A 24,752-nucleotide genomic window follows, 5' to 3' on the forward strand; every position below is an offset into this window, starting at 1 on the left:
GGCGTCGCCTCGGCTTCGGCTGGTTCGGCTGGTCGTTGCGGGCGTGGTGGAATTGGTAGACACGCTAGGTTTAGGTCCTAGTGGCGCAAGCCGTGGGGGTTCAAATCCCTCCGCCCGCACCACGTCGTTCGAAGCAGCTTCTTCAGCCCGGAGAACCACCAGCTCCATCGGCTCCGACGAGACCGTCGCGCGCGAACAGCAAGGACGAATACGAGAATGCAGGTCAACGAGACCCTCAATGAAGGCTTGAAGCGGGAACTTGAGATCACGGTCCCCGCCACGGACATGGACGCCCGCCAGGCGGCGTACCTCAACGAGATCAAGGACACCATCCGTCTGCCGGGCTTCCGCCCGGGCAAGGTGCCGATGGGCCACCTGAAGAAGGTGTATGGTCAAAAGGCGATGGCCGAGATTGTCGACCAGGTCGTCAACGAGACCGTTCGCTCGGCGGTTGAAGAGCGCGGCGAAAAGCCGGCGCTGCAGCCGAATGTCGATGTTCCCAACGAGGTGCTCGAAGCGATTCTGAACGGCGGCGTCGACCTGAAGTTCACGATGGCCTACGAAGTGCTGCCGGAGTTCGAGATCGGCGACATGAGCTCGATCGAGGTCGAGCGTCCGGTTGCCGACATCACCGACGAGGAAGTCGACGCGCAGATCAATCGGATTGCCGAGGGTAACCGCCCGTATGAGGCCAAGGACGCCAAGGCGAAGGCCGCCGACGGCGACCGCCTGTCGCTTTCCTATCTCGGCAAGCTCGACGGCGAGCCGTTCGAAGGCGGCGCCGACGAGGACGCCCAGCTCGTGCTCGGCAGCGGCCAGTTCATCCCGGGTTTCGAGGAGCAGCTGATCGGCGTCAAGGCCGGTGATGAGAAGACCATCACCGTGACCTTCCCCGAGGAGTATCCGGCCGAGCATCTCGCTGGCAAGGAAGCCACCTTCGACGTCGTCATCAAGGGCATCGAGGCACCGGGTGAGATCGTCATCGACGAGGAATTTGCCACCAAGCTCGGCCTTGAGTCCCTCGACAAGCTGAAAGAGATCATCAAGCAGCAGATCGAGCATGAGTTCGGCTCGCAGACCCGTCAGAAGGTCAAGCGCCAGATCCTCGACAAGCTCGACGAGATGCACAAGTTCGAACTGCCGCCGACCCTGGTGGAGAGCGAATTCGAGCAGATCTGGAACCAGCTCATGGGTAACATGCAGCAGGCCGGCCGCACCTTCGAGGACGAAGAGACGACGGAAGACGAAGCGAAGGCCGAGTATCGCGCCATTGCCGAGCGTCGCGTCCGCCTCGGTCTGGTGCTCTCCGAAGTCGGCGAGAAGAACAACGTTCAGGTGACCGACGAGGAAGTCCAGCGCGCGCTTTACGACAAGGTCCGCCAGTACCCGGGCCAGGAGCAGCAGGTCTTCGAATTCTACCAGAAGAACCAGATGGCTCTGGCCAGCCTTCGTGCCCCGATCTACGAGGACAAGGTGGTCGACTTCCTGATGGAGCTGGCCAAGGTCACCGACAAGACCGTCTCCCGCGAAGAGCTGTTCGAGGACGACGAAGACGAAGAGTAGTCGTGCATCGTCGCGCCATAGGGCGCGGCGGGCGAGGTGTTGCGGGCGCGCGTTCCGGGAAGCGAGACGGCTTCCGGCGAACTGCGCGCCCGTTGCTTTTCGGGCACGCTGTTCACCTCGTTTTGCGGGATCGCTTTCGGTTCCCGCTTGAGTGCACTAAATAGGACCAGAGGACGCCGCGAATCGACGCGGCACACGCATCGTCAAGCGAGGGCCATTGCGCACCTCGTCGGATTTGCCGGGTACAGGGACTTGCCATGAAGGATCACGCCGATTTTGCCGTAAACACGTTGGTGCCGATGGTCGTCGAACAGACCAATCGCGGCGAGCGTGCCTACGACATCTTCTCCAGGCTGCTGAAGGAACGAATCATCTTCATCGCAGGGCCGATCGAAGACAGCATGGCGACCGTCGTTTGCGCCCAGCTGCTGTTCCTCGAAGCGGAAAATCCGAAGAAGGAAATCGCGCTCTATATCAACTCGCCCGGCGGCATCGTCACCTCGGGCTTGGCGATCTACGACACGATGCAGTTCAGTCGCCCGCAGGTGTCGACTCTGTGCTTCGGCCAGGCCGCCTCGATGGGCTCGCTGCTGCTCGCAGCCGGTGCCAAGGACATGCGCTTCGCGCTGCCGAACGCCCGCATCATGGTGCATCAGCCGTCCGGCGGTTTCCGTGGTCAGGCCAGCGACATCATGTTGCACGCGCAGGAAATCCTTAAGCTGAAGAAGCGCCTGAACGAGATTTACGTGAAGCACACCGGCCAGGGTCTCGAGACGATCGAGGGGGCCCTTGAGCGCGATAACTTCATGACCGCGGACACCGCGCAGGAGTTCGGCCTGATCGATCAGGTGATCCTGGATCGCAATGCTCTGGCGGCGGGCGAAGACGCCTGAACCGCCAGCTTTAACGGGCGCTCTCCGGCTTTGGCCGGGAGCAGCTCGAAAACGGATCGAGAATAATGACCGGGCCGGAGCGTGCCTCTTTCGGCAGCGCCCCGCTATCGCCCAAATGGCCCGGCAATTAAGTTTATCTTGATCTTTAGCCGCGTAGCATGATTGCATGAATTGCGTCGTGCGCGGGTGAGTGGGCGGCCGACGGCAATTGCGTTTTCGTAATTGCGACATACATCTCAAGAGGAAGGCGGTTTTGCCTTTCCGGAGACGTGGGGATTGATGCATGAGCAAGGCCAACAGCGATAGTAAAAACACTCTCTACTGCTCCTTCTGCGGAAAGAGTCAGCATGAGGTGCGTAAGCTGATCGCCGGGCCGACGGTGTTCATCTGCGATGAGTGCGTCGAACTGTGCATGGATATCATTCGCGAGGAGAACAAGACCTCGCTGGTGAAATCGCGCGACGGCGTGCCGACGCCGGATGAGATCGCGGGCGTTCTCGACGATTACGTGATCGGCCAGTCCTACGCGAAGAAGGTCCTCGCGGTCGCGGTTCACAACCACTACAAGCGCCTCAACCACGCTGCCAAGAACAACGACGTCGAACTCGCCAAGTCGAACATCCTGCTGATCGGTCCGACCGGCTGCGGCAAGACGCTGCTGGCTCAGACGCTCGCCCGCATTCTCGACGTGCCGTTCACGATGGCCGATGCGACGACCCTGACCGAAGCCGGTTATGTCGGCGAGGACGTGGAAAACATCATTCTCAAGCTGCTGCAGGCTGCCGACTACAATGTTGAGCGCGCACAGCGCGGCATCGTCTACATCGACGAGGTCGACAAGGTCAGCCGCAAGTCTGACAACCCTTCGATCACCCGCGACGTGTCGGGCGAGGGTGTCCAGCAGGCGCTTCTGAAGATCATGGAAGGCACGGTTGCCAGCGTTCCCCCGCAGGGTGGCCGCAAGCATCCGCAGCAGGAATTCCTGCAGGTCGACACGACCAACATCCTGTTTATCTGCGGCGGTGCCTTCGCCGGCCTCGAAAAGATCATCTCCGACCGCGGCCGTTCGACCTCGATCGGTTTCAAGGCGCAGGTTCTGGCACCGGAAGATCGCCGCACCGGTGAGCTGTTCCGCGAAGTCGAGCCGGAAGATCTGCTGAAGTTCGGTCTGATCCCTGAATTCGTCGGCCGTCTGCCGGTTCTGGCGACGCTCGAAGACCTAGACGTCGACGCGCTGGTCACCATTTTGACCGAGCCGAAGAACGCGCTGGTCAAGCAGTACCAGCGCCTGTTCGAGATGGAGAACGTCGAACTGACCTTCCAGAGCGAGGCGCTCGTCGCCATCGCCAAGAAGGCCATCGATCGCAAGACCGGCGCGCGCGGTCTGCGCTCGATCATGGAAGCGATCCTGCTCGACACCATGTTCGAACTGCCGGGTCTCGAGGGCGTCAAGGAAGTCGTGATCTCGGCCGAAGTGGTCGAGGGCAAGGCTCAGCCGCTCTACATCTACGAGGACCGCGCCGAAGCATCGTCTGCGACGTCTGCGTGATCGGACATTCCCGCCAGGACGATCATGGCACCGAGGATTTTACGCCCGTCCGGCAAACCTGTCGGGCGGGCGTTTCATTTTTTGTTGAAGGGCGCGCGTGTGGGCGCCGGCAGCACTGGCGGAACGGGGCTTTGCGGCCTCGCAACGCCGTCACGTATGGTCCGCAAGCCGTTTGCATTCCGCGCCTTGACGGGGTCTCACCGGTGACCCACCTAAGTAAACGAAGCGGCAACGCGGAGCAGCCTCCGGCGCGCCACCCAAGAGGGCGCTGGGGGCTGGCCCATTAAGCGTGAATCATTTTCAATGTTGCCGCGGGTCTCGCGCCGCCGTAGCGATTCATCGCATATCGGGGCTCAAACGAAAGGAATGACCCATGACTGATCCGACGCTGGTCCCCGAGGAGATGGAAAGCAGCCTCTATCCGGTGCTTCCCCTGCGCGACATCGTCGTGTTCCCGCACATGATCGTGCCGCTCTTCGTTGGCCGTGAGAAGTCGATCCGCGCGCTCGAAGACGTGATGCGCGACGACAAGCAGATCCTGCTGGCGACCCAGATCAACGCCGGCGACGACGATCCGGCCACCGACCAGATTTACGAGGTCGGCACGCTGGCGACTGTGCTGCAGCTGCTGAAACTGCCGGACGGCACCGTCAAGGTGCTGGTCGAGGGCGGTGATCGCGCGCGCATCGTTCGCTTCAGCGACCGCACCGAGATGTTCGAGGCCGAGATCGAGGTGATGCCCGAGGTTCTCGGCGACGAGGTCGAGGTCGAGGCGCTCGCCCGTTCGGTCATCACCGAGTTCGAGAATTACGTCAAGCTGAACAAGAAGGTCTCGCCGGAGGTGCTCGGCGCCGTCAGCCAGATCGAGGACTACTCGAAGCTTGCCGACACGGTTGCCTCGCATCTCGCCATCAAGATCCCCGAGAAGCAGGAAATTCTCGCCATCGTCGGTGTCACCGACCGGCTCGAGAAGGTGCTCGGCATCATGGAGAGCGAGATCTCCGTGCTGCAGGTGGAAAAGCGCATCCGCAGCCGCGTCAAGCGGCAGATGGAGAAGACCCAGCGCGAGTACTATCTCAACGAGCAGATGAAGGCGATCCAGAAGGAGCTCGGCGATTCCGAAGACGGGCGCGACGAGCTGGCCGAACTGGAAGAGCGCATCGGCAAGACCAAGCTGTCGAAGGAAGCGCGCGAAAAGGCCATGGGCGAGCTGAAGAAGCTGCGCCAGATGAGCCCGATGTCGGCGGAAGCCACCGTCGTGCGCAACTATCTCGACTGGCTGCTCGGCATTCCGTGGGGCAAGCCCTCGAAGGTCAAGAACGACCTGTCCTTTGCCGAAAAGACCCTCGAGACCGATCATTACGGGCTTGAGAAGGTCAAGGAACGCATCGTCGAGTATCTCGCCGTGCAGAGCCGCGCCAACAAGCTGAAAGGCCCGATCCTGTGCCTCGTCGGCCCTCCGGGCGTCGGCAAGACCTCGCTCGGCAAGTCGATCGCCAAGGCGACCGGCCGTGAATTCGCCCGCATGTCGCTCGGCGGCGTGCGCGACGAGGCTGAGATCCGCGGTCACCGCCGCACCTATATCGGCTCGATGCCGGGCAAGGTGATCCAGTCGATGCGCAAGGCCAAGAAGAGCAACCCGCTCTTCCTGCTCGACGAAATCGACAAGATGGGCATGGATTTCCGCGGCGATCCGTCGTCGGCGCTTCTCGAAGTGCTCGATCCCGAGCAGAACGCCACGTTCATGGATCACTATCTTGAGGTCGAATACGATCTCTCGAACGTGATGTTCGTGACCACGGCGAACACGCTCAACATCCCGCCGGCGCTGATGGACCGTATGGAGATCATCCGCATCGCCGGTTACACCGAGGATGAAAAGGTCGAGATCGCCAAGCGCCATCTGATCCCGAAAGCGATCAAGGATCACGGCCTGGACGCCAAGGAGTTCATCCTCGGCGAAGACGGGCTGCGCACCATCATCCGCCGTTACACGCGCGAAGCCGGTGTCCGTAACCTCGAGCGCGAGATCGCCAATCTGGCGCGCAAGACCGTCAAGGAACTGCTGACCACGACCAAGAAGTCGGTCCGCATCACGCCAACCCGGCTTGAGAAGTTCCTCGGCGTTCCGCGTTTCCGCTACGGCGAGATCGAGGCCGAAGACCAGATCGGTGTCGTCACCGGGCTTGCCTGGACCGAGGTCGGCGGCGAGCTGCTGACCATCGAAGGCGTCATGATGCCCGGCAAGGGCAAGATGACCGTCACGGGCAATCTGCGCGACGTGATGAAGGAGTCGATTTCCGCGGCCGCGTCCTATGTGCGCTCGCGGGCCGTCGATTTCGGCATCGAGCCGCCGCTGTTCGACAAGCGCGATATCCACGTGCACGTGCCGGAAGGCGCGACGCCGAAGGATGGCCCGTCGGCCGGTGTTGCCATGGCGACCTGCATCGTCTCGATCATGACCGGCATTCCGGTCCGCAAGGAGGTCGCCATGACCGGCGAAATCACCCTGCGCGGACGGGTACTGCCGATCGGCGGCCTCAAGGAGAAGCTGCTCGCGGCGCTTCGCGGCGGTATCACCAAGGTGCTGATTCCGGAAGAGAACGCCAAGGATCTGGCCGATATTCCGGACAACGTGAAGAGCGGAATGGAAATCATTCCGGTCAGCCGTATGGACGAGGTCCTGAAGCACGCGCTGGTCCGCGAGCCCGAGGCGATCGAATGGGACGAACAGGCCCACGATTCCCAGGTTGGCGCCAACGGCGACGAGGATGCCAAGGCGCTGACGGCGCATTGACGTCGGCTCGCTGAGCCGGCTCTGATACTGTCAGCCACGCGCTGAACGAAAAATGATGCCCGCCCGAAGCTGCGTTTTCGGGCGGGCGTTGTCGTTTTTCATCCGTTCGCGCGCCGCGCCCGGGCGATTTCGCGGCCGGTTCGGGGGACTCGGGCAGGCGCATGTTCGCTACGCAGGCCCAACGACTGTGCAAAGTTCGTGTTTTGTTAGGAAAAAACCCGCGAAACCGCAGAAAACTGCGAAATTCTGCCTTGCATTTCGTTTCGATTCACCGGATTTTGGCGCCGGTGCAAACGCGGCGAATCAGCCGGCGTTTCCAATAGCGTGTGCCGCTGATGTCCAAGCCTCGGACGACGCGAGCAACGCACAAGTCAATACGCTTGAGCAAACATGTTCCGCTCAAGTTGGTTCAGTCGAGCGCCCACTGCTCTGGCGATGAGAAAGGTAGACAGATGAACAAGAACGAACTGATCGCGCAGGTTGCCGAGAAAACCGGTCTGACCAAGGCTGCTGCCGGCGAAGCCGTCGATGCCACGTTCGACGCCGTTGCTGCTTCGCTCAAGGGCGGCGAAGAAGTTCGGATCATCGGTTTCGGTAACTTCGCGGTCACCGAGCGCGCGGCGTCTGAAGGTCGTAACCCGCGCACCGGCGAAACGATCCAGATCCCGGCGTCGAAGACGCCGAAGTTCAAGGCCGGCAAGGCCCTGAAGGACGCCGTCAACAGCTAAGCTGTTTTCGCGTTTTGAGACTTTCGGGCCGCCCCTTGGGGCGGCCCTTTCTTTTTGCGCGGTCCCCGATGTGGCGCGCGTCTCCCGACAAAACCCACCTGCCATCGCAGTGCCGGAGAATTGGCAGGTCGGGAAAGTATGCCTAAGTGTTCTCAAGGTCATAGATGCACAATAAATATGCGATAATAATAAAAGGACAGGATATATTACATAGTTGGCAAAACGAGTGCGCAATTCTTGAAAAGCGTCAGAAGGCGTAGCTATTCAAACGTCTAACGACCACAAATTTGAAATTCCCGGCAGAGTCACCTACATATGACGGAAATCGAGGCGCGGTCTGACCCGCGCCTTTTTGTTTTCAAGAAGGTGTGCCATTGCGGAATCAATGGTGAGACACGAAAGGAATACTGGTCAGATATGTGTGGAATAGCCGGAGAAATCCGTTTTGATGGGTCTTTTGCCGACGCTGCGGCAGTGTCGAAAATGGCGGACGTGCTGGCGCCGCGCGGGCCGGACGGCAGTGGGATTTTCGCACGGGGGCCGATTGCCTTCGGTCACCGGCGGCTGAAGATCATCGATCTGTCGGAAAAGGCGGCCCAGCCGATGGTCGATCCCGACCTCGGACTGACCATCGCGTTCAACGGCTGCATCTACAATTATCCCGAATTGCGCCGGGAACTCGAAAAGGCGGGCTACCGCTTCTTCTCGGACGGCGACACCGAAGTCATCCTCAAGGCGTTCCACCATTGGGGCGGTGCCTGCGTCGAGCATTTCCACGGCATGTTCGCCTTCGCGATTGCCGAACGCGACAGCGGTGCGGTGACCTTTGCGCGCGACCGCTTCGGCATCAAGCCGCTGTATTATTCGCAGAGCGGCAAGCGGCTTCGCTTCGCCTCGACATTGCCCGCCATTCTGGCTGCCGGCGATGTCGATACCGGCATCGATACCTTCGCTCTGCACAACTTCATGAGTTTCCACGCAGTGGTGCCGCCGCCGCGCACGATCCTTGCCGGCGTCCGCAAACTGCCGCCGGCGACCATCCGCCGGTACGAGCCGGACGGGACGTTCCGTGAGCGGCGCTACTGGACGGCGGTCTATGAACGGCGCGCGGAAGATCTGTCGCTGACCCGCGACGACTGGCGAGATCGTGTGCTCGAAGCCCTGCGGGTCGCGGTCAGGCGCCGCATGGTCGCCGACGTGCCGGTTGGCGTGCTGCTTTCCGGCGGCGTCGATTCAAGCCTGATCGTCGGTCTGCTGGCGGAAGAGGGCCAGAAGGATCTGATGACCTTTTCCATCGGTTTCGAGGAGGCGAATGGCGAGAAGGGCGACGAGTTCGTCTATTCCGACCTGATCGCAAAGAGGTTCGCGACCGACCACCGCAAGATCTTCGTGCCTGCCGCCGATCTGCTCAGCCATCTGCCTGATACGATCCGCGCCCAGTCAGAACCGATGGTGTCCTACGACAATATCGGCTTCTACCTGCTGAGCCGTGAAGTCTCGAAGCACATCAAGGTGGTGCAGTCGGGGCAGGGCGCCGATGAAGTCTTCGGCGGCTATCACTGGTATCCGCCGCTCGCCGGTTCCAACGACGTGGTCGGCGACTACGCCAAGGTCTTCTTCGACCGCTCGCACGCGACGCTCGCCGGCCAGTTGGCGCCGGAATGGCTGCATCCCGACGATGCGAGCCTTGACCTCGTGCGCGAGCATCTGATGGCGGGAGGGGCGGAAACGCCGGTCGACCGCGCGCTGCGCCTCGATTCCGAGGTCATGCTGGTCGACGATCCGGTCAAGCGCGTCGACAACATGACGATGGCCTGGGGACTGGAGGCCCGCGTGCCGTTCCTCGATCACGAACTCGTCGAGCTTGCCGCGCGCATCCCGCCCGAGTTCAAGCTCAACGATGGCGGCAAGGGCGTCCTGAAGGATGCGGCGCGGCTCGTCGTGCCGAGCGAGGTAATCGACCGCAAGAAGGGCTACTTCCCGGTCCCGCAGCTCAAATACATCCAGGGCGAGTTCCTCGACATGGTGCGCGACGCGCTGACCAGCCAGAAGGCACGCGAGCGCGGTCTGTTCCAGAAACCGTGGCTCGACCAGCTCTTTGCCGATCCGGCGGCCCACATCACGCCGCTGCGTGGTTCCGAGCTGTGGCAGGCCGCTCTGCTCGAATTGTGGCTGCAAACGCACGAGGTGTGAGGAGGACAGGCATGTCTGAGTCCAGGAAACCTCCCGGCGGCGAAGGTCGCCAAGGGCGCGACCAGCGGGGACGCGATCAGTACAGCCATCGCCTGAAGCGCATGCGCGCCCAGGGGCTGAAACCGCCGATCGCCCATACCGACGAAGAGAAAACGCCGCAGCGTCCCGATTTCGCGCTCGACTGCGGTTGGGGCCGGCTGGTGTTCACCCAGACCTTCGCCGACAACGATGTGCTCGTCGGGGCGTTGCGCGAGGAGCTGCCGGATCGGCGCGACATCGCGATCTATGTGCGCGACCCGCATGTGCTGCTCGCCAACGCGCCGCAGGAGATCTTCCTCGATCCCTCGCACACCTATCGGCTCGATCTGAGCTCCTACCGCGCCTCCAAGCGGTCGCCGAAGGGGTTCTTCGTTCGCCGGCTGACCTCCCAGGAAGACGCCATGGCGATCAACCGCATCTATGCCGCGCGCGGCATGGTGACGGTGCCGCCGGAATTCTTTTGGGAGAAACGTGACGCGCGCTCGATCTGCTATTTCGTCGCCGAGGACGATACCACCGGCGAGGTGCTGGGAACGGTGACCGGCGTTGACCATCATCGCGCCTTCAATGACCCCGAACACGGCTCGTCGCTATGGTGTCTGGCCGTCGATCCACAGGCCCGCCGGCCGGGTGTCGGCGAAGCGCTGGTGCGTCGCCTGGCCGAGTATTTTGTCGCCCGTGGCGCCGCCTATCTCGACCTTTCCGTGCTGCACGACAACGACCAGGCGATCGCGCTCTACGAGAAGCTGAACTTCAAGCGCGTGTCGTTCTTCAGCGTAAAGCGGAAGAACTCGATCAACGAGACGCTGTTTACCGGTCCCGCAGCGGATGTTGCGGTCAATCCCTATGCCGCGATCATCATCAAGGAAGCCCGCCGCCGCGGCATCCATGTCGACGTCATCGACGCCGGTGGCGGGTTCTTCCGCCTGACACATGGCGGGCGATCGATCCGTTGCCGCGAGAGCCTGTCGGAGTTCACCTCCGCCGTCGCCATGTCGATCTGCGACGACAAGGCGGTGACGCGGCGCATTGTCGAGGCCGCCGGCCTGACCGTTCCCGCGCAGATACCCGCGACAGCCGAGCGTAGCGAACTAGAGGCCTTCATCGCCGAACAGGGTTCGGTCGTCGTCAAGCCGGCGCGCGGAGAGCAGGGGCGCGGCATCTCGATCGGCCTGAAAAGCCTTGACGAAGTGGACGCGGCGATTGGCCAGGCGAACCAGGTTTCCGACGATGTGCTCATCGAGCAGTGCTTCTCGGGTGTGGATCTGCGCCTCGTGGTGATCAATTTCCGGCTGGTCGCGGCGGCGATCCGCCGCCCGCCGCGCGTGGTGGGAGACGGCCGCCGAACCATTCGCGCGTTGATCGAGTCGCAAAGCCGGCGGCGCCAGGCGGCGACGGGTGGCGAGTCCTCGATCCCGATCGATGAGGAAGCAATCCGCACCATCGCCGAAGCGGGATACGAACTCGAGAGTGTCCCGGCCGAGGACGAGGAACTGATTGTTAGCAAGACCGCCAATCTGCACACCGGCGGGACCATTCACGACGTGACCGGTGAAGTTCATCCGACACTGGTGGAGGCCGCCGTCAACGCCGCGCGTGCCATCGATATCCCCGTCGTCGGGATCGACTTCATGGTCAAGTCGCCGCGCCTTGCCGACTATGTCGTCATCGAAGCCAACGAACGGCCGGGGCTTGCCAATCACGAGCCGCAGCCGACGGCTGAACGTTTCATCGACCTGCTTTTCCCGCTTTCGCTGCCGGCGCCCGTTCGCCGGGCGATCCAGGATGCCGCGACCATCGGAGCTACCGAATGCCTCGACTGACGATCGATCACGACTACCTGCAAGACATCCTCGCCGAACTGCTCGAGATTCCGAGTCCGACCGGCTACACCGACACGATCGTTCGTTTCGTCGTTGGCGAGCTGGAGAAACTGGGCCTGTCCGTTGAACTGACCCGCCGCGGCGCCATACGTGCCGTCCGGGCCGGCCAGCAGCGCGACAGGGGCGCCCGCGCAATCGTCTCCCACCTCGACACGCTCGGTGCTCAGGTGAAGTCGCTCAATGACAACGGCCGGGTTTCGGTCGTGCCGATCGGCACCTGGTCGGCGCGTTTTGCGGAGGGTGCGCGGGTGACGATCTTCACCGAGAATGGCAGCTATCGCGGAACGATCCTGCCACTGAAGGCGTCTGGCCATACCTTCAACGACGAAATCGACACCCACCCGGTCGGCTGGGAGCATGTCGAACTGCGCGTCGATGCGCTCGCCCGCAACAAGGCGGATCTTGAGCGCGTCGGTATAGAGATCGGCGATATCGTCTCGATTGACCCGCAGGCCGAATTCATGGACAACGGCTTCATCGTCTCGCGCCACCTCGACAACAAGGCCGGCGTCGCGGTGATGCTCGCCGCGCTCAAGGCCTTGCAGGATGCAAGCGTCGAAACGCCCGTCGATATCCACTTCCTTTTCACTATCGCCGAGGAGGTTGGCGTCGGGGCATCTTCAGTGCTGACCCCGCAGGTCGCCTCGATGGTCACCATCGACAACGGCACCACCGCGCCGGGACAGAATTCGGACGAGTTCGGGGTCACGATTGCCATGGCCGATCAGACCGGGCCGTTCGACTATCACCTGACCAAGAAGCTCGTCGATCTCTGCAAGACGAACGATATCCGCTATCAGAAGGATATCTTCCGCTACTACCGTTCCGACACCGCGAGTGCCCTCGAAGCGGGGGCCGATGTTCGCACCTCGCTGATCACCTTCGGTGTCGATGCGTCGCATGGCTACGAACGCATCCACATGCACGCCCTGCGTTCGCTGGCGGAACTGATCACGGCCTATGTGGCGAGCCCGGTCCGTATCCAGCGCGACTTCGAAAAGACAACGGACGTCCACGGCTTCACGCGGCAAAACACGACGGAGGCCGAGCAGGATCTGTCGCCCGATGTCGAGTCGCCCGAAGTCGAGCCGGCCTGATGCGGCAGTCGTCCGACGCTGGAAATCGGGAAATCATGCCTGCTGGGACGGAGAGTTGGGACTATGGTCCTTCGCGCGGAAGTATATGTAAAGATGCAGAAAAAATAGATAAGCATACTTATCGCAATATACGAAATTAGAACAACGTTAACCCTGTTTTGTTTAGCTGGCTTTTGCAAAGGTGGGGGCCGGCAGAACTGAAACGGCCAGGAGTTTTTGTTCGGGCCCCCCGTTCGAATCTGTTTTGCTGATGCCCGCGCGGCATCCGGCAACTCAGCTAACGGCAGCGGGTGCCCATATGTTCAAGAAACTCTCCATACGCGCGATGATCTCACTGGCAATCGCGGCGATCAGCGTTCTCACTCTGGCTTTCATCATCGTTTCAGAATGGCTATCGGCGGGTGTCGAAGACGCCACGGACTTCGCTTTGAAGGAAGCCATGACCATGTCCGGCCCGGCGGTGGAACTCACCGATACGGTTCGCCAGATCCAGCTCGACGTGGTTCAGGTTCAGCAATGGCTCACCGACATTTCCGCCACGCGCGGCCGTGACGGGTTGAACGACGGCTTTGACGAAGCCAAGGCCAATGCCGAGAAATTCGTCGCCGACGTCGCCATGGCAAAGACCCTTGCGGCCGAGTTTGGCCTTGATGACCTCGCAGGCAAGCTTGACGCCGCCGCGAAGAGTTTTCCCCCGTTCTACGAGACCGGCCAGAAAATGGCGCGGGCCTATATCGACGGCGGCCCCGCCGCCGGCAATGCCATGATGGGCTCGTTCGACGCGGTCGCCGAAAAGATCCAGAGCGACATCGAGGCGATACTGGACGCCAAGAACGCGGCGATCACCGTGCAGCAGTCGAAACTCGAGGCCGAGATCGTCCACGCAAAAGCCATCGCGACCGAGCGCAACTACGTTGTCTACGCGTTCATCGTGCTCTTCGTTCTGGGCATGGCAGGCGTGCACCTGTTCCTCAACCGGCGTGTGATCGCGCCCCTGAAAAAGGCGACCGGTCTGATGAGCGCCATGGCGGCCGGCAAATACACCCAGTCGGTGGATTTTGCCGAACGTCGCGATGAGATCGGCGCAATCGGGCAAGCGTTGGTCATTTTCCAGGAAAATGCGCGCGAGCGGGAGCGTCTGGAAGCCAAGAGCCGTCACGATTTCGAACATGAACGCGCGCGCCAGGAGAACATGGAACGCGTGATCGCGACCTTCCAGCGCGAGGTCAGTGCGGTCCTGCAGATGGTCGACGAGGAGAACGAGCGCATGCTGCAGAGCGCCACGATCCTCGCCCAGATCGCTGGCGTGGCATCTGCCGAGGCGGACGCGGCGAACGCGGCGACCTCCAACGCCTCCAACGACGTTCAGACGGTCGCCTCCGCGGCCGAGGAACTGAGCGCGTCTATTCGCGAGATCTCGTCGCAATCGGCGCACGCCAATCAGCTTTCGCACGAGACGACGGAGACAGCCCAGCGCACCAATGCCGAGGTCTCCGCGCTTGCCGACGCGGCCGAACGGATCGGCCAGGTCATCGGGTTGATCAAGGATATCGCCGAACAGACGAACCTGCTGGCGTTGAATGCCACCATCGAGGCGGCGCGGGCCGGTGAAGCGGGCAAGGGATTCGCTGTGGTCGCGGCCGAGGTGAAAAACCTGTCGACCCAGACCGCGAAGGCAACCGAGGAAATCGCGCAGCAGGTGAATGCCGTGCAGGCGTCGACACGCAGCGCCGTCGAAGCGATCGAGACCATCTCGAATGCAATCGACAGCATGGGGCAGGTGACGGCGGCGATTGCAGCGTCAGTCGAAGAACAGGATGCGGCGACCGGCGAAATCAGCGAGGCGATTGCCCGTGCATCTGCCCAGAGTATGGAAGCCTCGAGCGGGGTCGCCAATGTGGCCCAGCAGATCGACGAGACGAGCCACGAGTCGGCCAATGTCCAGTCTGTCTCGGAACGGCTGCGCGAAGTTTCCGAACGTCTGTCGGGCAGTGTTGAGCGGTTCCTGAGCGACGTGTCCGAGGACGGTGGGGAGCGGCGCACCAAGGCACGCAACCTCGTCGGAGACGAGGCGGTGATCGCGTTTGCCGATCAGCTCCATGAGGTGACCGTGCACGACCGCAACGATGACGGGGGATTCGGCATCACGGTGTTCCCCGGCATCCGCGAAGGATTGGACGTGGAACTGATGCTCGCGGGCGAAGAGGCCGTCCCGGCTAAAGTCGTGTGGGTGCACGACGGCATGGCCGGTATCGCTATGGTCGAGCAGGCCCGCAACGCCGCGGCCGCCTGACCATCAGCTATCCGATATCAAGAAAACGCCGCGGCGATGACCGCGGCGTTTTTGTATCGCCTGTGACTTCCGGACGGCCTGGTCGCCATGCGCGTTGCGCCATGACGTTGCGCGTCAGGCGTTCGCCGCGACCAGCCGGACCACGTCGGGCGGGCAAAGGTGTTTGCTTCCGCAAACCTGTCCCGCCTCGATTGACGCGATCAGCGCCCGCGCGCGCCTCACGACGTCTTCGCGGGCGGGCCGTCCGTGTTCTGTGATGGATGTCAATTCAAGCGTATGAGCATTTTTCGTAATGGTGCAGCGAAACCGGGCCGAAATCGGTTCACCCGACGAGGTCTCCCGGAACGGTACCGTTATTTCGAAATTGTCAGCGCCATTCGCGCCGAACAGCTCACACTCCCGGCAACAGCATTCCAATCCGTTTTTTCTCATTGACCGCCCCTGGTTTGCGATCCTCCCGATAGATCCGGCGATCTTACGCGTTTTTGGGGGCGGCGTCTTTACGGGTTCGGGCGGATGGTCGCATCCCGTGCGTGTTGTGGGTGCTGCCACAGATGCGCCGGCTCCGTTGGGGTGATCCGCTCGGACAAACGCGCTGCTGGGAAGAGGTTGCGGAGAGGCGTGCGAAATTGGAGGGGAGCTGGTGGGCGGTGAGAGATTCGAACTCCCGACCCCCTGGGTGTAAACCAGGTGCTCTAACCAGCTGAGCTAACCGCCCGGAACTGCAAAATTCCGCAGAACGGTTTAGGCGGTTCGCCAGTCTGACGCAAGCCGCCTCTTTGCCCCGCCACATGGCTTCCTGCGGCAATCGAAATTTTCTTTGACGGTTTCGTTCCACCAGCCTTGACAGGGGGGTGGGACTAGCATAGATCGGGCTCCGCGCCGCCACGATGCGTCGTTGCGGGGGTGTAGCTCAGTTGGTTAGAGCGCTGGCCTGTCACGCCAGAGGCCGCGGGTTCGAGTCCCGTCACTCCCGCCACTTTCTTTTGAATATTCTAATGTTTGCAAGCGCTCCGGCCCGGCCCGAGCGCTTTTTTGTTGTTTTTGTGCGCCGCGAAAAATAAATGCGCAAAACACCCGGCCTTGATTGTCTCGTGCTCTTGCTTCACGCAATTGGGTGGGCTAAGCCCAAGAAACCGAATGCGGCCGGGTTTATACCGGTTGACAGGGGCGGGGGCCTCCCCGTTCATTCCCGTCGACGGGCAGCCTGGCAGATGCGGCCTCCTCAGCCGCCACCCCAAAGGGGTCCTGGACCATGGAAGACCTGCTAAGCGAATACCTACCGATCATTATCTTTATCGGCATTTCGTTGGTCATCGGTCTGGCCTTGTTGGTTGCGCCTTTCTTGCTCGCCTTCAAGCAGCCGGACTCGGAAAAACTCTCGGCCTATGAATGCGGCTTCAACGCGTTCGACGATGCCCGCATGAAGTTCGATGCCCGATTCTATCTGGTCTCGATCCTGTTCATTATCTTCGACCTCGAAGTGGCCTTCCTGTTTCCCTGGGCGGTCGCGTTCAAGGAAGTCGGTCTGCTCGGCTTCTGGTCGATGATGGTGTTCCTCGGGGTGCTGACGATCGGCTTCGCCTATGAATGGAAGAAGGGGGCGCTGGAATGGGATTGACGTCGCAGTCGGGCCCGTTGGTGGCGCCGGAACCCAAGGGCCTGATCGATCCCAAGACCGGCAAGCCGATCGGGTCGAACGATCCGTTCTTCACTGAGGTCAATAACGAACTCGCCGACAAGGGTTTCCTCGTCACCTCGACCGACGAGCTGATCCAGTGGGCCCGCACCGGCTCGCTGATGTGGATGACCTTCGGCCTTGCCTGCTGCGCCGTCGAGATGATGCAGATGTCGATGCCGCGCTACGACGCCGAGCGCTATGGCATTGCGCCGCGCGCCAGTCCGCGCCAGTCCGACGTCATCATCGTTGCCGGTACGCTGACCAACAAGATGGCGCCCGCGATCCGCAAGGTCTACGACCAGATGCCGGAGCCGCGTTACGTCATCTCCATGGGCTCGTGCGCCAATGGCGGCGGCTACTATCACTATTCCTATTCGGTGGTCCGTGGCTGCGACCGGGTGCTTCCGGTCGACGTGTACGTGCCGGGCTGTCCTCCGACGGCCGAGGCGCTGCTCTACGGGTTCCTGCTTCTGCAGAAGAAAATTCGCCGTACCGGCACGATCGAGCGCTAGGCGGGGAGCGAGAAGACGATGGACGAGACGCTGCACGAGCTTGGGGAGTTTCTGGCCCATGCGCTCGGCGATTCGGTGGAGGAATGGCAGATCAGCCACGGCGAGCTGACGGTCCGGGTCGGTGTTGCCCAGATCGTCTCCGTCGTACGCTTCCTGCGCGATGACGCACGCTGCCAGTTCGTCAACATCATCGACATTTGTGGCGTTGACTGGCCGGGCCGGGACAAGCGTTTCGACGTGGTCTATCACCTCCTGTCGCCGAAGCAGAATCAGCGTATCCGCCTCAAGGTGCATACCGACGAGACGACGCCGGTGCCTTCGGTCACCTGTGTGTTCCCGGGCGCCGAGTGGTACGAGCGTGAGGCCTACGACCTGTATGGCATCCTGTTCACCGGGCACCCGGACCTGCGCCGGCTGCTGACCGATTACGGCTTCGAGGGCCATCCGCTTCGCAAGGATTTTCCGCTCACCGGCTTCGTCGAGGTTCGCTACGACGACGAGCTGAAGCGGGTCGTCTACGAACCGGTCAAACTGACCCAGGAATTCCGCAACTTCGACTTCATGTCGCCGTGGGAGGGCACCGACTATGTGCTCCCGGGCGATGAGAAGGCAGAGACGAACTGAGGCGGCAATGGCTGAGGCGCAGCTTCGAAATTTCAACATCAACTTCGGCCCGCAGCATCCCGCGGCCCACGGCGTGTTGCGCCTGGTGCTGGAGCTCGACGGCGAAGTGGTGACCCGCGTCGATCCGCATGTCGGGCTGCTTCATCGCGGCACCGAAAAGCTGATCGAACACAAGACCTATCTGCAGTCGACGCCGTATTTCGATCGCCTCGACTACGTCGCGCCGATGAACCAGGAGCACGCCTTCTGTCTGGCGACGGAAAAGCTGCTCGGTATCACGGTGCCGCGCCGCGGCCAGCTCATCCGGGTGCTGTTCTCCGAAATCGGCCGTCTGCTCTCGCATCTTCTCAACGTCACCACTCAGGCGATGGACGTCGGCGCGCTGACCCCGCCGCTGTGGGGCTTCGAGGAACGCGAAAAACTGATGGTGTTCTACGAGCGCGCCTCCGGCGCCCGTCTTCACGCCAACTATTTCCGCCCCGGTGGCGTCCATCAGGACCTGCCGCAGGAGCTGATCGAGGACATCTACGAGTTCTGCGATCCGTTCCTCGTGGTTCTCGACGAGATCGAGGGACTGCTGACCGACAACCGCATCTTCAAGCAGCGCAACGTCGATATCGGCATCGTATCGCTCGAGGATGCCTGGGCGTGGGGCTTCTCCGGCGTCATGGTGCGCGGCTCAGGCGCTGCCTGGGACCTGCGCAAGAGCCAGCCCTACGAGTGCTATCCGGAAATGGAATTCGATATTCCGGTCGGCAAGAACTGCGACTGCTACGACCGCTATCTCATCCGCATGGAAGAGATGCGCCAGTCGGTGCGCATCATGAAGCAGTGCATCGACAAGCTCGGCGAAGCGGACGGGCAAGGGCCCGTTCTTGCTGTCGACGGCAAGGTCGCACCGCCCAAGCGCGGCACGATGAAGCGCTCCATGGAAGCGCTCATCCAGCATTTCAAGCTTTACACCGAGGGTTTCCACGTGCCGGCCGGCGAGGCCTATGCAGCCGTCGAGGCGCCGAAGGGCGAGTTCGGCGTCTATCTGGTCTCCGATGGCGGCAACAAGCCGTATCGCTGCAAGATTCGCGCGCCGGGTTATGCGCACCTCTCGGCAATGGATTTCCTCGGCCGCGGGCACATGCTGGCCGATATTTCGGCGATCATCGGCTCGCTCGATATCGTCTTCGGGGAGGTCGACCGGTGATCAGCATCGTCGCAACCTCCGGCAAGACCTTTGATGTTCAAGACGTTCCGTCGCCGCTCGTCAGCGGCACGACGGAATAAGTGGAGAGTGGAATGGCTGTCCGACGCCTCCATCACGAGCAACCGGCGAGTTTCGCCTTCACGCCCGAAAACGCGGCGTGGGCGGATGAGCGCATTGCCCTCTATCCGGCTGAGCGCAAGCAGAGCGCGGTCATTCCGCTGCTGATGCGGGCACAGGAGCAGGAAGGCTGGGTGTCGAAGCCGGCGATCGAGACGATTGCCGGGATGCTCGACATGGCCGAGATCCGCGTGCTCGAAGTCGCCACTTTCTACACCCAGTTCCAGCTAGCACCGGTCGGCGCCAAGGCCCACATTCAGGTCTGCGGCACCACGCCGTGCATGCTTCGCGGCTCCGAAGAGATCATCAAGGTTTGCAAGCGGCGCATCGCCGAGCACGCCCATGAGCTTTCGGCCGACGGTTCGTTCTCGTGGGAAGAGGTCGAGTGCCTCGGCGCCTGCGTCAACGCGCCGATGGTCGCCGTCGATCGCGACACCTACGAGGATCTGACGCCGGAGACCTTCGAAGCGCTGCTCGATGCCTTCGAGCGCGGCGAGACGCCGACGCCGGGTCCGCAGAACGGTCGCCAGCATTCCTGTCCGGAAGGTGGCCCGACCTCTCTCACCGATCCCGCGCTTTATGGCGGCGAGGCTGCTGCGGCGCCCGCGCCCGAAACCAAGGCCGCACCGGCCGCGCCGGCTGCTGAAGTCAGCGCCGAAACTGCTGCCGAAGAAGCCGAAATGGCCGCCAAGCTCGCCGAATTGCCGAGCGATGCGAGCGCCGAAGACAAGGCCAACGCCGTTGGCGAGCGTCCGCAGGGGCTCGACGCACCGCAGGGTGGCGCGGCCGACGACCTGAAGCGCATCAAGGGCATCGGCAAGGTCAACGAAGGCAAGTTGAACGATCTCGGCATCTTCCATTTCGCGCAGATCGCGGCGTGGACGCGGCCGGAGATCCGCTGGGTCGGAACCTATCTGGCGTTCCCGGGCCGGATCGATCGTGAGGACTGGGTCAACCAGGCAGAAGCCCTGGCCGCCGGCGGCGAGACCGCGTTCTCGAAACGTGTCGATGCGGGCGACGTCCCCACGAGCCAGGAATAAGAGGCGAAGGTACCGATGTTGCAGGACAAGGATCGCATCTTCACCAACATCTACGGCTTCCATGACTGGGGGCTGAAGGGTGCGCAGGCGCGCGGCCAGTGGGATGGCACCAAGGGCTTCATCGAGCGCGGCAGTTCGTGGATCATCGAGCAGGTCAAGGCATCGGGCCTGCGCGGTCGCGGCGGCGCGGGCTTCCCGACCGGCCTCAAATGGTCGTTCATGCCCAAGGAATCCGATGGCCGCCCGAGCTACCTCGTCGTCAATGCCGACGAGTCCGAGCCGGGCACCTGCAAGGACCGCGAAATCCTGCGCCACGATCCGCATCACCTCGTCGAGGGCTGTCTGATCGCCGGCTTCGCGATGAACGCGCACACCGCCTACATCTATGTGCGCGGCGAATTCATCCGCGAGCGCGAGCATCTGCAGGCGGCGATCGATCAGGCCTACGAAGCCCGGCTGATCGGCAAGAACAACATTCACGGTTGGGACTTCGACATCATCGTCCACCACGGCGCGGGTGCCTACATCTGCGGCGAGGAATCGGCGCTGATCGAGTCGATCGAGGGCAAGAAGGGCCAGCCGCGCCTGAAGCCGCCGTTCCCGGCCGCTGTCGGCCTCTATGGCTGCCCGACGACGGTCAACAACGTGGAATCGATTGCCGTCGTGCCGACGATCCTGCGCCGCGGCGCCGACTGGTTCGGCGGCCTCGGCAAGCCGAACAACACCGGCACCAAGCTCTTTTGCATCTCGGGCCACGTCGAACGGCCGTGCACGGTGGAAGAAGAGATGGGCATCCCGCTGCGCGAACTGCTCGAAAAGCATTGCGGCGGCGTGCGCGGCGGCTGGGACAATCTGCTCGCGGTCATCCCGGGCGGCTCGTCGGTTCCCTGCGTTCCCGCCGATCAGTGCGACGAACTCGGCATGGACTTCGACTCCTTGCGCGAAGTGCGCTCCGGTCTCGGCACCGCCGCCGTGATCGTGATGGACAAGTCGACCGACATCATCAAGGCGATTGCGCGCCTCAGCTACTTCTACAAGCACGAATCCTGCGGCCAGTGCACGCCGTGCCGCGAAGGCACCGGCTGGATGTGGCGGGTGATGGAGCGGATGGTGCGCGGCGAAGCCGAGAAGCGCGAAATCGACATGCTCATCGAGGTTTCCAAGCAGATCGAGGGACATACGATCTGCGCGCTTGGCGACGCGGCTGCCTGGCCGGTTCAGGGTCTGGTGCGCCACTTCCGCCATGTCATCGAAGAGCGCATCGACCAGTACACGGCCCGGGCCACCAAAGAAGGCTCGGTGCTGGCAGCGGCGGAGTGAGAGGGCGCGCGAGCGCCGGATCGATAGGATAACGGACGAATGCCGAAGATCATCGTCGACGGAACCGAAATGGAAGTACCGGCCGATTACACGCTGATGCAGGCGTGTGAGGAGGCTGGTGCCGAGATTCCCCGCTTCTGTTTCCATGAGCGGCTGTCGGTTGCCGGCAACTGCCGTATGTGTCTGGTCGAGCTGAAAGGCGCGCCGAAGCCGCTGGCGTCCTGCTCGGCGCTGGTTCGCGATTGTCGCCCGGGCCCGAACGGCGAACCGCCGGAAGTCTCGACCCGCTCCGAGACCGTCCGCAAGGCGCGTCAGGGCGTCATGGAATTCCTGCTGATCAACCATCCGCTCGACTGCCCGATCTGCGATCAGGGCGGCGAATGCGACCTGCAGGATCAGGCCATGGCCTATGGCGTCGATGGTTCGCGCTATGCCGAGAACAAGCGCGCCGTCGAAGACAAATATATCGGTCCGCTGGTCAAGACGACGATGACCCGCTGCATTCACTGCACGCGCTGCGTCCGTTTCACCACCGAGGTCGCCGGCATCACCGAGATGGGCCTGATCAGCCGCGGCGAGGATGCCGAGATCACCACCTATCTCGAACAGGCGCTGACGTCGGAGCTGCAGGGCAACGTCATCGACCTCTGCCCGGTCGGCGCGCTGACCTCGCGTCCCTACGCCTATCACGCCCGTCCGTGGGAACTGCAGAAGACCGAATCCGTCGACGTCATGGACGCGCTCGGCTCGGCCATCCGCGTCGATACCCGCGGCCGCGAGGTGATGCGCATCGTGCCCCGTCTCAACGAGGCGGTGAACGAGGAATGGATCTCCGACAAGACCCGCTTCATCTGGGACGGCCTGCGCACGCAGCGCCTCGACAAGCCCTATGTGAAGCGTGACGGCCGCCTGACGCCGGCGTCCTGGAGCGAAGCCTTCGCCGCCATCGCCGCAAAGGCCAAAGGCCTCGACGGTGCCAAGATCGGCGCCATTGCCGGCGACATGGCAAGCGTCGAGGAAATGTTCGCCCTGAAGGCGCTGTTGGGCGCGCTCGGCTCGGCCAATGCCGACTGCCGCCAGGACGGCACCAAACTGGATCAGGCGCACGGCCGCGCGAGCTACATCTTCAACACCACGGTTGCCGGTATCGAAGACGCCGACGCGGTGCTGATGATCGGCTCCAATCCGCGTTGGGAAGCGCCGGTGTTGAACGCGCGTATCCGCAAGCGCTGGCGCAAGGGCGGCTTGCCGGTCGCTCTGATCGGCGAAAACGTCGACCTGACCTACACTTACGACTATCTCGGCGCCGGTGCCGATACACTCAATGAACTTGCCGACGGCAAGGGTGCGTTCGCCGACGTGCTGAAGAACGCCGAACGTCCGCTGATCACCGTCGGGCAGGGCGCCCTGTCGCGCGCAGACGGTTTGGCGATCCTGTCGGCGGCTGCGAAGCTCGCCGATGCGGTCGGCGCTGTTACCGAAGGCTGGAACGGCTTCTCCGTACTGCACACCGCGGCGTCGCGCGTTGGCGGCCTCGACATCGGTTTCGTGCCGGGCGAGGGCGGTCTCGATGCGGCCGGCATTGTCTCCGCCGCCGGCAACGGCGACCTCGAGCTCCTGTTCCTGCTCGGTGCCGACGAGATCGACACGATGGCGCTCGGTTCTGCCTTCGTCGTCTATATCGGCAGCCACGGCGACGCCGGCGCTCACCGCGCCGACGTCATCCTGCCGGGCGCGACCTACACCGAGAAGTCGGGCACCTACGTCAACACCGAGGGCCGCGTCCAGATGGGCGCGCGCGCTGCCTTCCCGCCGGGCGACGCCCGCGAGGACTGGGCGGTCCTTCGCGCGCTGTCGGCCGAACTCGGCGCCAAGCTGCCCTATGACTCGCTGGCCGCGCTGCGCGCCGCGCTTTACGAGGCGCACCCGCACATGGCTGCGCTCGATGAGATCGAGGCCGGTGATCCGGCGGCCATTTCCGCGCTCGCCGGCATCGGCGGCGCGCTCGAGGCGGGCGGGTTCGGCCCGGCCATCGGCGATTTCTACATGACCAACCCGATTGCCCGCGCAAGTGCGGTCATGGCCGAATGTTCGGCCCTGGCGCGCAACAGCGCGAGCGCGGCGGCGGAATAAGGGGGGCGAGCGGTGACCTTCATGGACGCGCTCTATTATCTGTTCGGTGTCGGGATTTCGCCGATCTACCTCGGCGTCGTCTGGCAGGCGGTAATCCTGCTGGTCGTGCTGCTGGTGGCGGTCGCCTACGTGCTCTATGCCGACCGCAAGATCTGGGCGGCGGTGCAGATGCGGCGCGGCCCGAACATCGTCGGCCCCTGGGGACTGTTCCAGTCCTTCGCCGACATGCTGAAATTCGTCTTCAAGGAAGTCGTCATTCCGTCCGGCGCCAACAAGGGCATCTTTCTTCTGGCCCCGTTGGTCACCGTGACGCTGTCGCTCGCGGCCTGGGCCGTGGTGCCGGTTGCCGAAGGCTGGGCGATCGCCGACATCAATGTCGGCATCCTCTACATCTTCGCGATTTCCTCGCTCGGCGTGTACGGCGTCATCATGGGAGGCTGGGCGTCGAACTCGAAATATCCGCTGCTCGCCTCGCTGCGCTCCGCCGCGCAGATGGTGTCCTACGAAGTCTCCATCGGCTTCGTCATCATCACCGTTCTTTTGTGCGCCGGTTCGCTGAACCTGACCGAGATCGTCAAGTCACAGGAAACCGGTCTCGCGACTGCAGTGGGCTTGCCGTGGGTGTCGTTCCTCGACTGGTACTGGCTGCCGCTGTTCCCGATGTTCGTGGTGTTCTTCATTTCGGCGCTCGCCGAGACCAACCGCCCGCCGTTCGACCTGGTCGAAGCGGAATCGGAGCTGGTTGCCGGCTTCATGGTCGAATATGGCTCCACGCCCTACATGATGTTCATGCTCGGGGAATACGTGGCGATCGTGCTGATGTGCTCGATGGCGACCATTCTGTTCCTCGGCGGGTGGCTGCCGCCGTTCGACTTTGCGCCGTTCACCTGGGTTCCGGGCGTTGTCTGGTTCTCGCTGAAGACGCTGATGATGTTCTTCTTCATCGCAATGGCGAAGGCCATGGTGCCGCGCTATCGCTACGACCAGCTGATGCGTCTGGGTTGGAAGGTCTTCCTTCCGCTGTCGCTGGCCATGGTGTTTGTCGTTGCGGGTGTTTTGCAGATCACGGGCTGGGCACCGTGAGCGGAGGGC

Annotated in this window: 17 protein-coding genes and 3 tRNA genes; 19 read left to right on the forward strand and 1 reads right to left on the reverse strand. The window is 62.6% G+C overall.

Annotated elements, in window-relative coordinates:
* The first annotated feature begins 37 nt into the window (after positions 1-37).
* The 10 genes from C0606_02195 to C0606_02240 all read left to right on the forward strand — a co-directional run bounded on the left by C0606_02195 (position 38) and on the right by C0606_02240 (position 15,035).
* A tRNA-Leu gene (locus C0606_02195) sits at positions 38-122 on the forward strand.
* A 94-nt stretch (positions 123-216) separates the two neighbouring features.
* Positions 217-1,563 carry a trigger factor gene (locus C0606_02200; GenBank protein ID PLX39357.1) on the forward strand — a complete coding sequence of 449 codons (1,347 nt, stop codon included), beginning with the start codon at positions 217-219 and terminating at the stop codon, positions 1,561-1,563.
* Between the two features lie 257 nt (positions 1,564-1,820).
* On the forward strand, positions 1,821-2,456 hold the full coding sequence (clpP, locus tag C0606_02205; GenBank protein ID PLX39358.1) for an ATP-dependent Clp protease proteolytic subunit: 636 nt from the start codon (positions 1,821-1,823) through the stop codon (positions 2,454-2,456).
* Positions 2,457-2,739: 283 nt separating this feature from the next.
* Positions 2,740-4,005, forward strand: a complete 1,266-nt coding sequence (locus C0606_02210) for an ATP-dependent Clp protease ATP-binding subunit ClpX (protein ID PLX39359.1) — start codon at positions 2,740-2,742, stop codon at positions 4,003-4,005.
* Between the two features lie 373 nt (positions 4,006-4,378).
* Positions 4,379-6,802: an endopeptidase La gene (locus C0606_02215; protein ID PLX39360.1), complete on the forward strand. Its 2,424-nt coding sequence runs from the start codon at positions 4,379-4,381 to the stop codon at positions 6,800-6,802.
* A gap of 452 nt (positions 6,803-7,254) precedes the next feature.
* Positions 7,255-7,530, forward strand: coding sequence for a DNA-binding protein HU (locus tag C0606_02220; GenBank protein ID PLX39361.1), 276 nt, complete (start codon positions 7,255-7,257; stop codon positions 7,528-7,530).
* A gap of 417 nt (positions 7,531-7,947) precedes the next feature.
* The gene (locus tag C0606_02225) at positions 7,948-9,723 is read left to right on the forward strand and encodes an N-acetylglutaminylglutamine amidotransferase (protein PLX39663.1); all 1,776 of its coding nucleotides are present in this window, start codon (positions 7,948-7,950) and stop codon (positions 9,721-9,723) included.
* A gap of 11 nt (positions 9,724-9,734) precedes the next feature.
* Entirely contained in the window at positions 9,735-11,585 is a 1,851-nt protein-coding gene (locus tag C0606_02230) for an N-acetylglutaminylglutamine synthetase (protein PLX39362.1), read from the forward strand.
* Complete coding sequence (locus C0606_02235) at positions 11,573-12,742, forward strand: osmoprotectant NAGGN system M42 family peptidase (GenBank protein ID PLX39363.1); 1,170 nt, start codon at positions 11,573-11,575, stop codon at positions 12,740-12,742. The genes C0606_02230 and C0606_02235 overlap by 13 nt, the downstream gene beginning before the upstream one ends.
* 244 nt (positions 12,743-12,986) lie before the next feature.
* Complete coding sequence (locus C0606_02240) at positions 12,987-15,035, forward strand: methyl-accepting chemotaxis protein (GenBank protein ID PLX39364.1); 2,049 nt, start codon at positions 12,987-12,989, stop codon at positions 15,033-15,035.
* Between the two features lie 641 nt (positions 15,036-15,676).
* Here the strand turns inward: C0606_02240 and C0606_02245 are convergent.
* A tRNA-Val gene (locus C0606_02245) sits at positions 15,677-15,753 on the reverse strand.
* 184 nt (positions 15,754-15,937) lie between these two features.
* On the opposite strand from C0606_02245, the gene C0606_02250 reads away from it, so the two are divergent.
* The 9 genes from C0606_02250 (at position 15,938) to C0606_02290 (ending at position 24,743) form a co-directional block, all read left to right on the forward strand.
* A tRNA-Asp gene (locus tag C0606_02250) sits at positions 15,938-16,014 on the forward strand.
* A 276-nt stretch (positions 16,015-16,290) separates the two neighbouring features.
* Positions 16,291-16,656 carry an NADH-quinone oxidoreductase subunit A gene (locus tag C0606_02255; GenBank protein PLX39365.1) on the forward strand — a complete coding sequence of 122 codons (366 nt, stop codon included), beginning with the start codon at positions 16,291-16,293 and terminating at the stop codon, positions 16,654-16,656.
* Positions 16,626-17,228: an NADH-quinone oxidoreductase subunit B gene (locus C0606_02260; GenBank protein PLX39366.1), complete on the forward strand. Its 603-nt coding sequence runs from the start codon at positions 16,626-16,628 to the stop codon at positions 17,226-17,228. The genes C0606_02255 and C0606_02260 overlap by 31 nt, the downstream gene beginning before the upstream one ends.
* Before the next feature lie 18 nt (positions 17,229-17,246).
* Positions 17,247-17,852 (forward strand): NADH-quinone oxidoreductase subunit C, encoded by a 606-nt coding sequence (locus tag C0606_02265; GenBank protein PLX39367.1) that lies wholly within the window; start codon positions 17,247-17,249, stop codon positions 17,850-17,852.
* Between the two features lie 7 nt (positions 17,853-17,859).
* Entirely contained in the window at positions 17,860-19,050 is a 1,191-nt protein-coding gene (locus C0606_02270) for an NADH-quinone oxidoreductase subunit D (protein PLX39368.1), read from the forward strand.
* A 92-nt stretch (positions 19,051-19,142) separates the two neighbouring features.
* Complete coding sequence (locus C0606_02275; GenBank protein PLX39369.1) at positions 19,143-20,207, forward strand: NADH-quinone oxidoreductase subunit NuoE; 1,065 nt, start codon at positions 19,143-19,145, stop codon at positions 20,205-20,207.
* A gap of 15 nt (positions 20,208-20,222) precedes the next feature.
* Positions 20,223-21,527 carry an NADH-quinone oxidoreductase subunit F gene (locus C0606_02280; GenBank protein ID PLX39370.1) on the forward strand — a complete coding sequence of 435 codons (1,305 nt, stop codon included), beginning with the start codon at positions 20,223-20,225 and terminating at the stop codon, positions 21,525-21,527.
* Between the two features lie 39 nt (positions 21,528-21,566).
* Positions 21,567-23,660 (forward strand): NADH-quinone oxidoreductase subunit G, encoded by a 2,094-nt coding sequence (locus C0606_02285; protein ID PLX39371.1) that lies wholly within the window; start codon positions 21,567-21,569, stop codon positions 23,658-23,660.
* A gap of 21 nt (positions 23,661-23,681) precedes the next feature.
* Positions 23,682-24,743 (forward strand): NADH-quinone oxidoreductase subunit NuoH, encoded by a 1,062-nt coding sequence (locus C0606_02290; protein PLX39372.1) that lies wholly within the window; start codon positions 23,682-23,684, stop codon positions 24,741-24,743.
* Positions 24,744-24,752: the final 9 nt, after the last annotated feature.

The sequence above is a fragment of the Hyphomicrobiales bacterium genome (assembly GCA_002869065.1).
In the GTDB taxonomy this organism is placed as follows: Bacteria; Pseudomonadota; Alphaproteobacteria; order Rhizobiales; family Rhodobiaceae; genus Rhodobium.

Bases quoted from the DNA above. Each gene is read 5' to 3' on its own strand.
- C0606_02225 (PLX39663.1), top strand. From the start codon at position 7,948: ATGTGTGGAATAGCCGGAGAAATCCGTTTTGATGGGTCTTTTGCCGAC.
- C0606_02215 (PLX39360.1), top strand. From the start codon at position 4,379: ATGACTGATCCGACGCTGGTCCCCGAGGAGATGGAAAGCAGCCTCTAT.
- C0606_02275 (PLX39369.1), top strand. From the start codon at position 19,143: ATGGCTGTCCGACGCCTCCATCACGAGCAACCGGCGAGTTTCGCCTTC.
- C0606_02230 (PLX39362.1), top strand. From the start codon at position 9,735: ATGTCTGAGTCCAGGAAACCTCCCGGCGGCGAAGGTCGCCAAGGGCGC.
- C0606_02260 (PLX39366.1), top strand. From the start codon at position 16,626: ATGGAAGAAGGGGGCGCTGGAATGGGATTGACGTCGCAGTCGGGCCCG.
- C0606_02270 (PLX39368.1), top strand. From the start codon at position 17,860: ATGGCTGAGGCGCAGCTTCGAAATTTCAACATCAACTTCGGCCCGCAG.
- C0606_02290 (PLX39372.1), top strand. From the start codon at position 23,682: ATGGACGCGCTCTATTATCTGTTCGGTGTCGGGATTTCGCCGATCTAC.
- C0606_02220 (PLX39361.1), top strand. From the start codon at position 7,255: ATGAACAAGAACGAACTGATCGCGCAGGTTGCCGAGAAAACCGGTCTG.
- C0606_02200 (PLX39357.1), top strand. From the start codon at position 217: ATGCAGGTCAACGAGACCCTCAATGAAGGCTTGAAGCGGGAACTTGAG.
- C0606_02285 (PLX39371.1), top strand. From the start codon at position 21,567: ATGCCGAAGATCATCGTCGACGGAACCGAAATGGAAGTACCGGCCGAT.
- clpP (PLX39358.1), top strand. From the start codon at position 1,821: ATGAAGGATCACGCCGATTTTGCCGTAAACACGTTGGTGCCGATGGTC.
- C0606_02210 (PLX39359.1), top strand. From the start codon at position 2,740: ATGAGCAAGGCCAACAGCGATAGTAAAAACACTCTCTACTGCTCCTTC.
- C0606_02265 (PLX39367.1), top strand. From the start codon at position 17,247: ATGGACGAGACGCTGCACGAGCTTGGGGAGTTTCTGGCCCATGCGCTC.
- C0606_02280 (PLX39370.1), top strand. From the start codon at position 20,223: ATGTTGCAGGACAAGGATCGCATCTTCACCAACATCTACGGCTTCCAT.
- C0606_02235 (PLX39363.1), top strand. From the start codon at position 11,573: ATGCCTCGACTGACGATCGATCACGACTACCTGCAAGACATCCTCGCC.
- C0606_02255 (PLX39365.1), top strand. From the start codon at position 16,291: ATGGAAGACCTGCTAAGCGAATACCTACCGATCATTATCTTTATCGGC.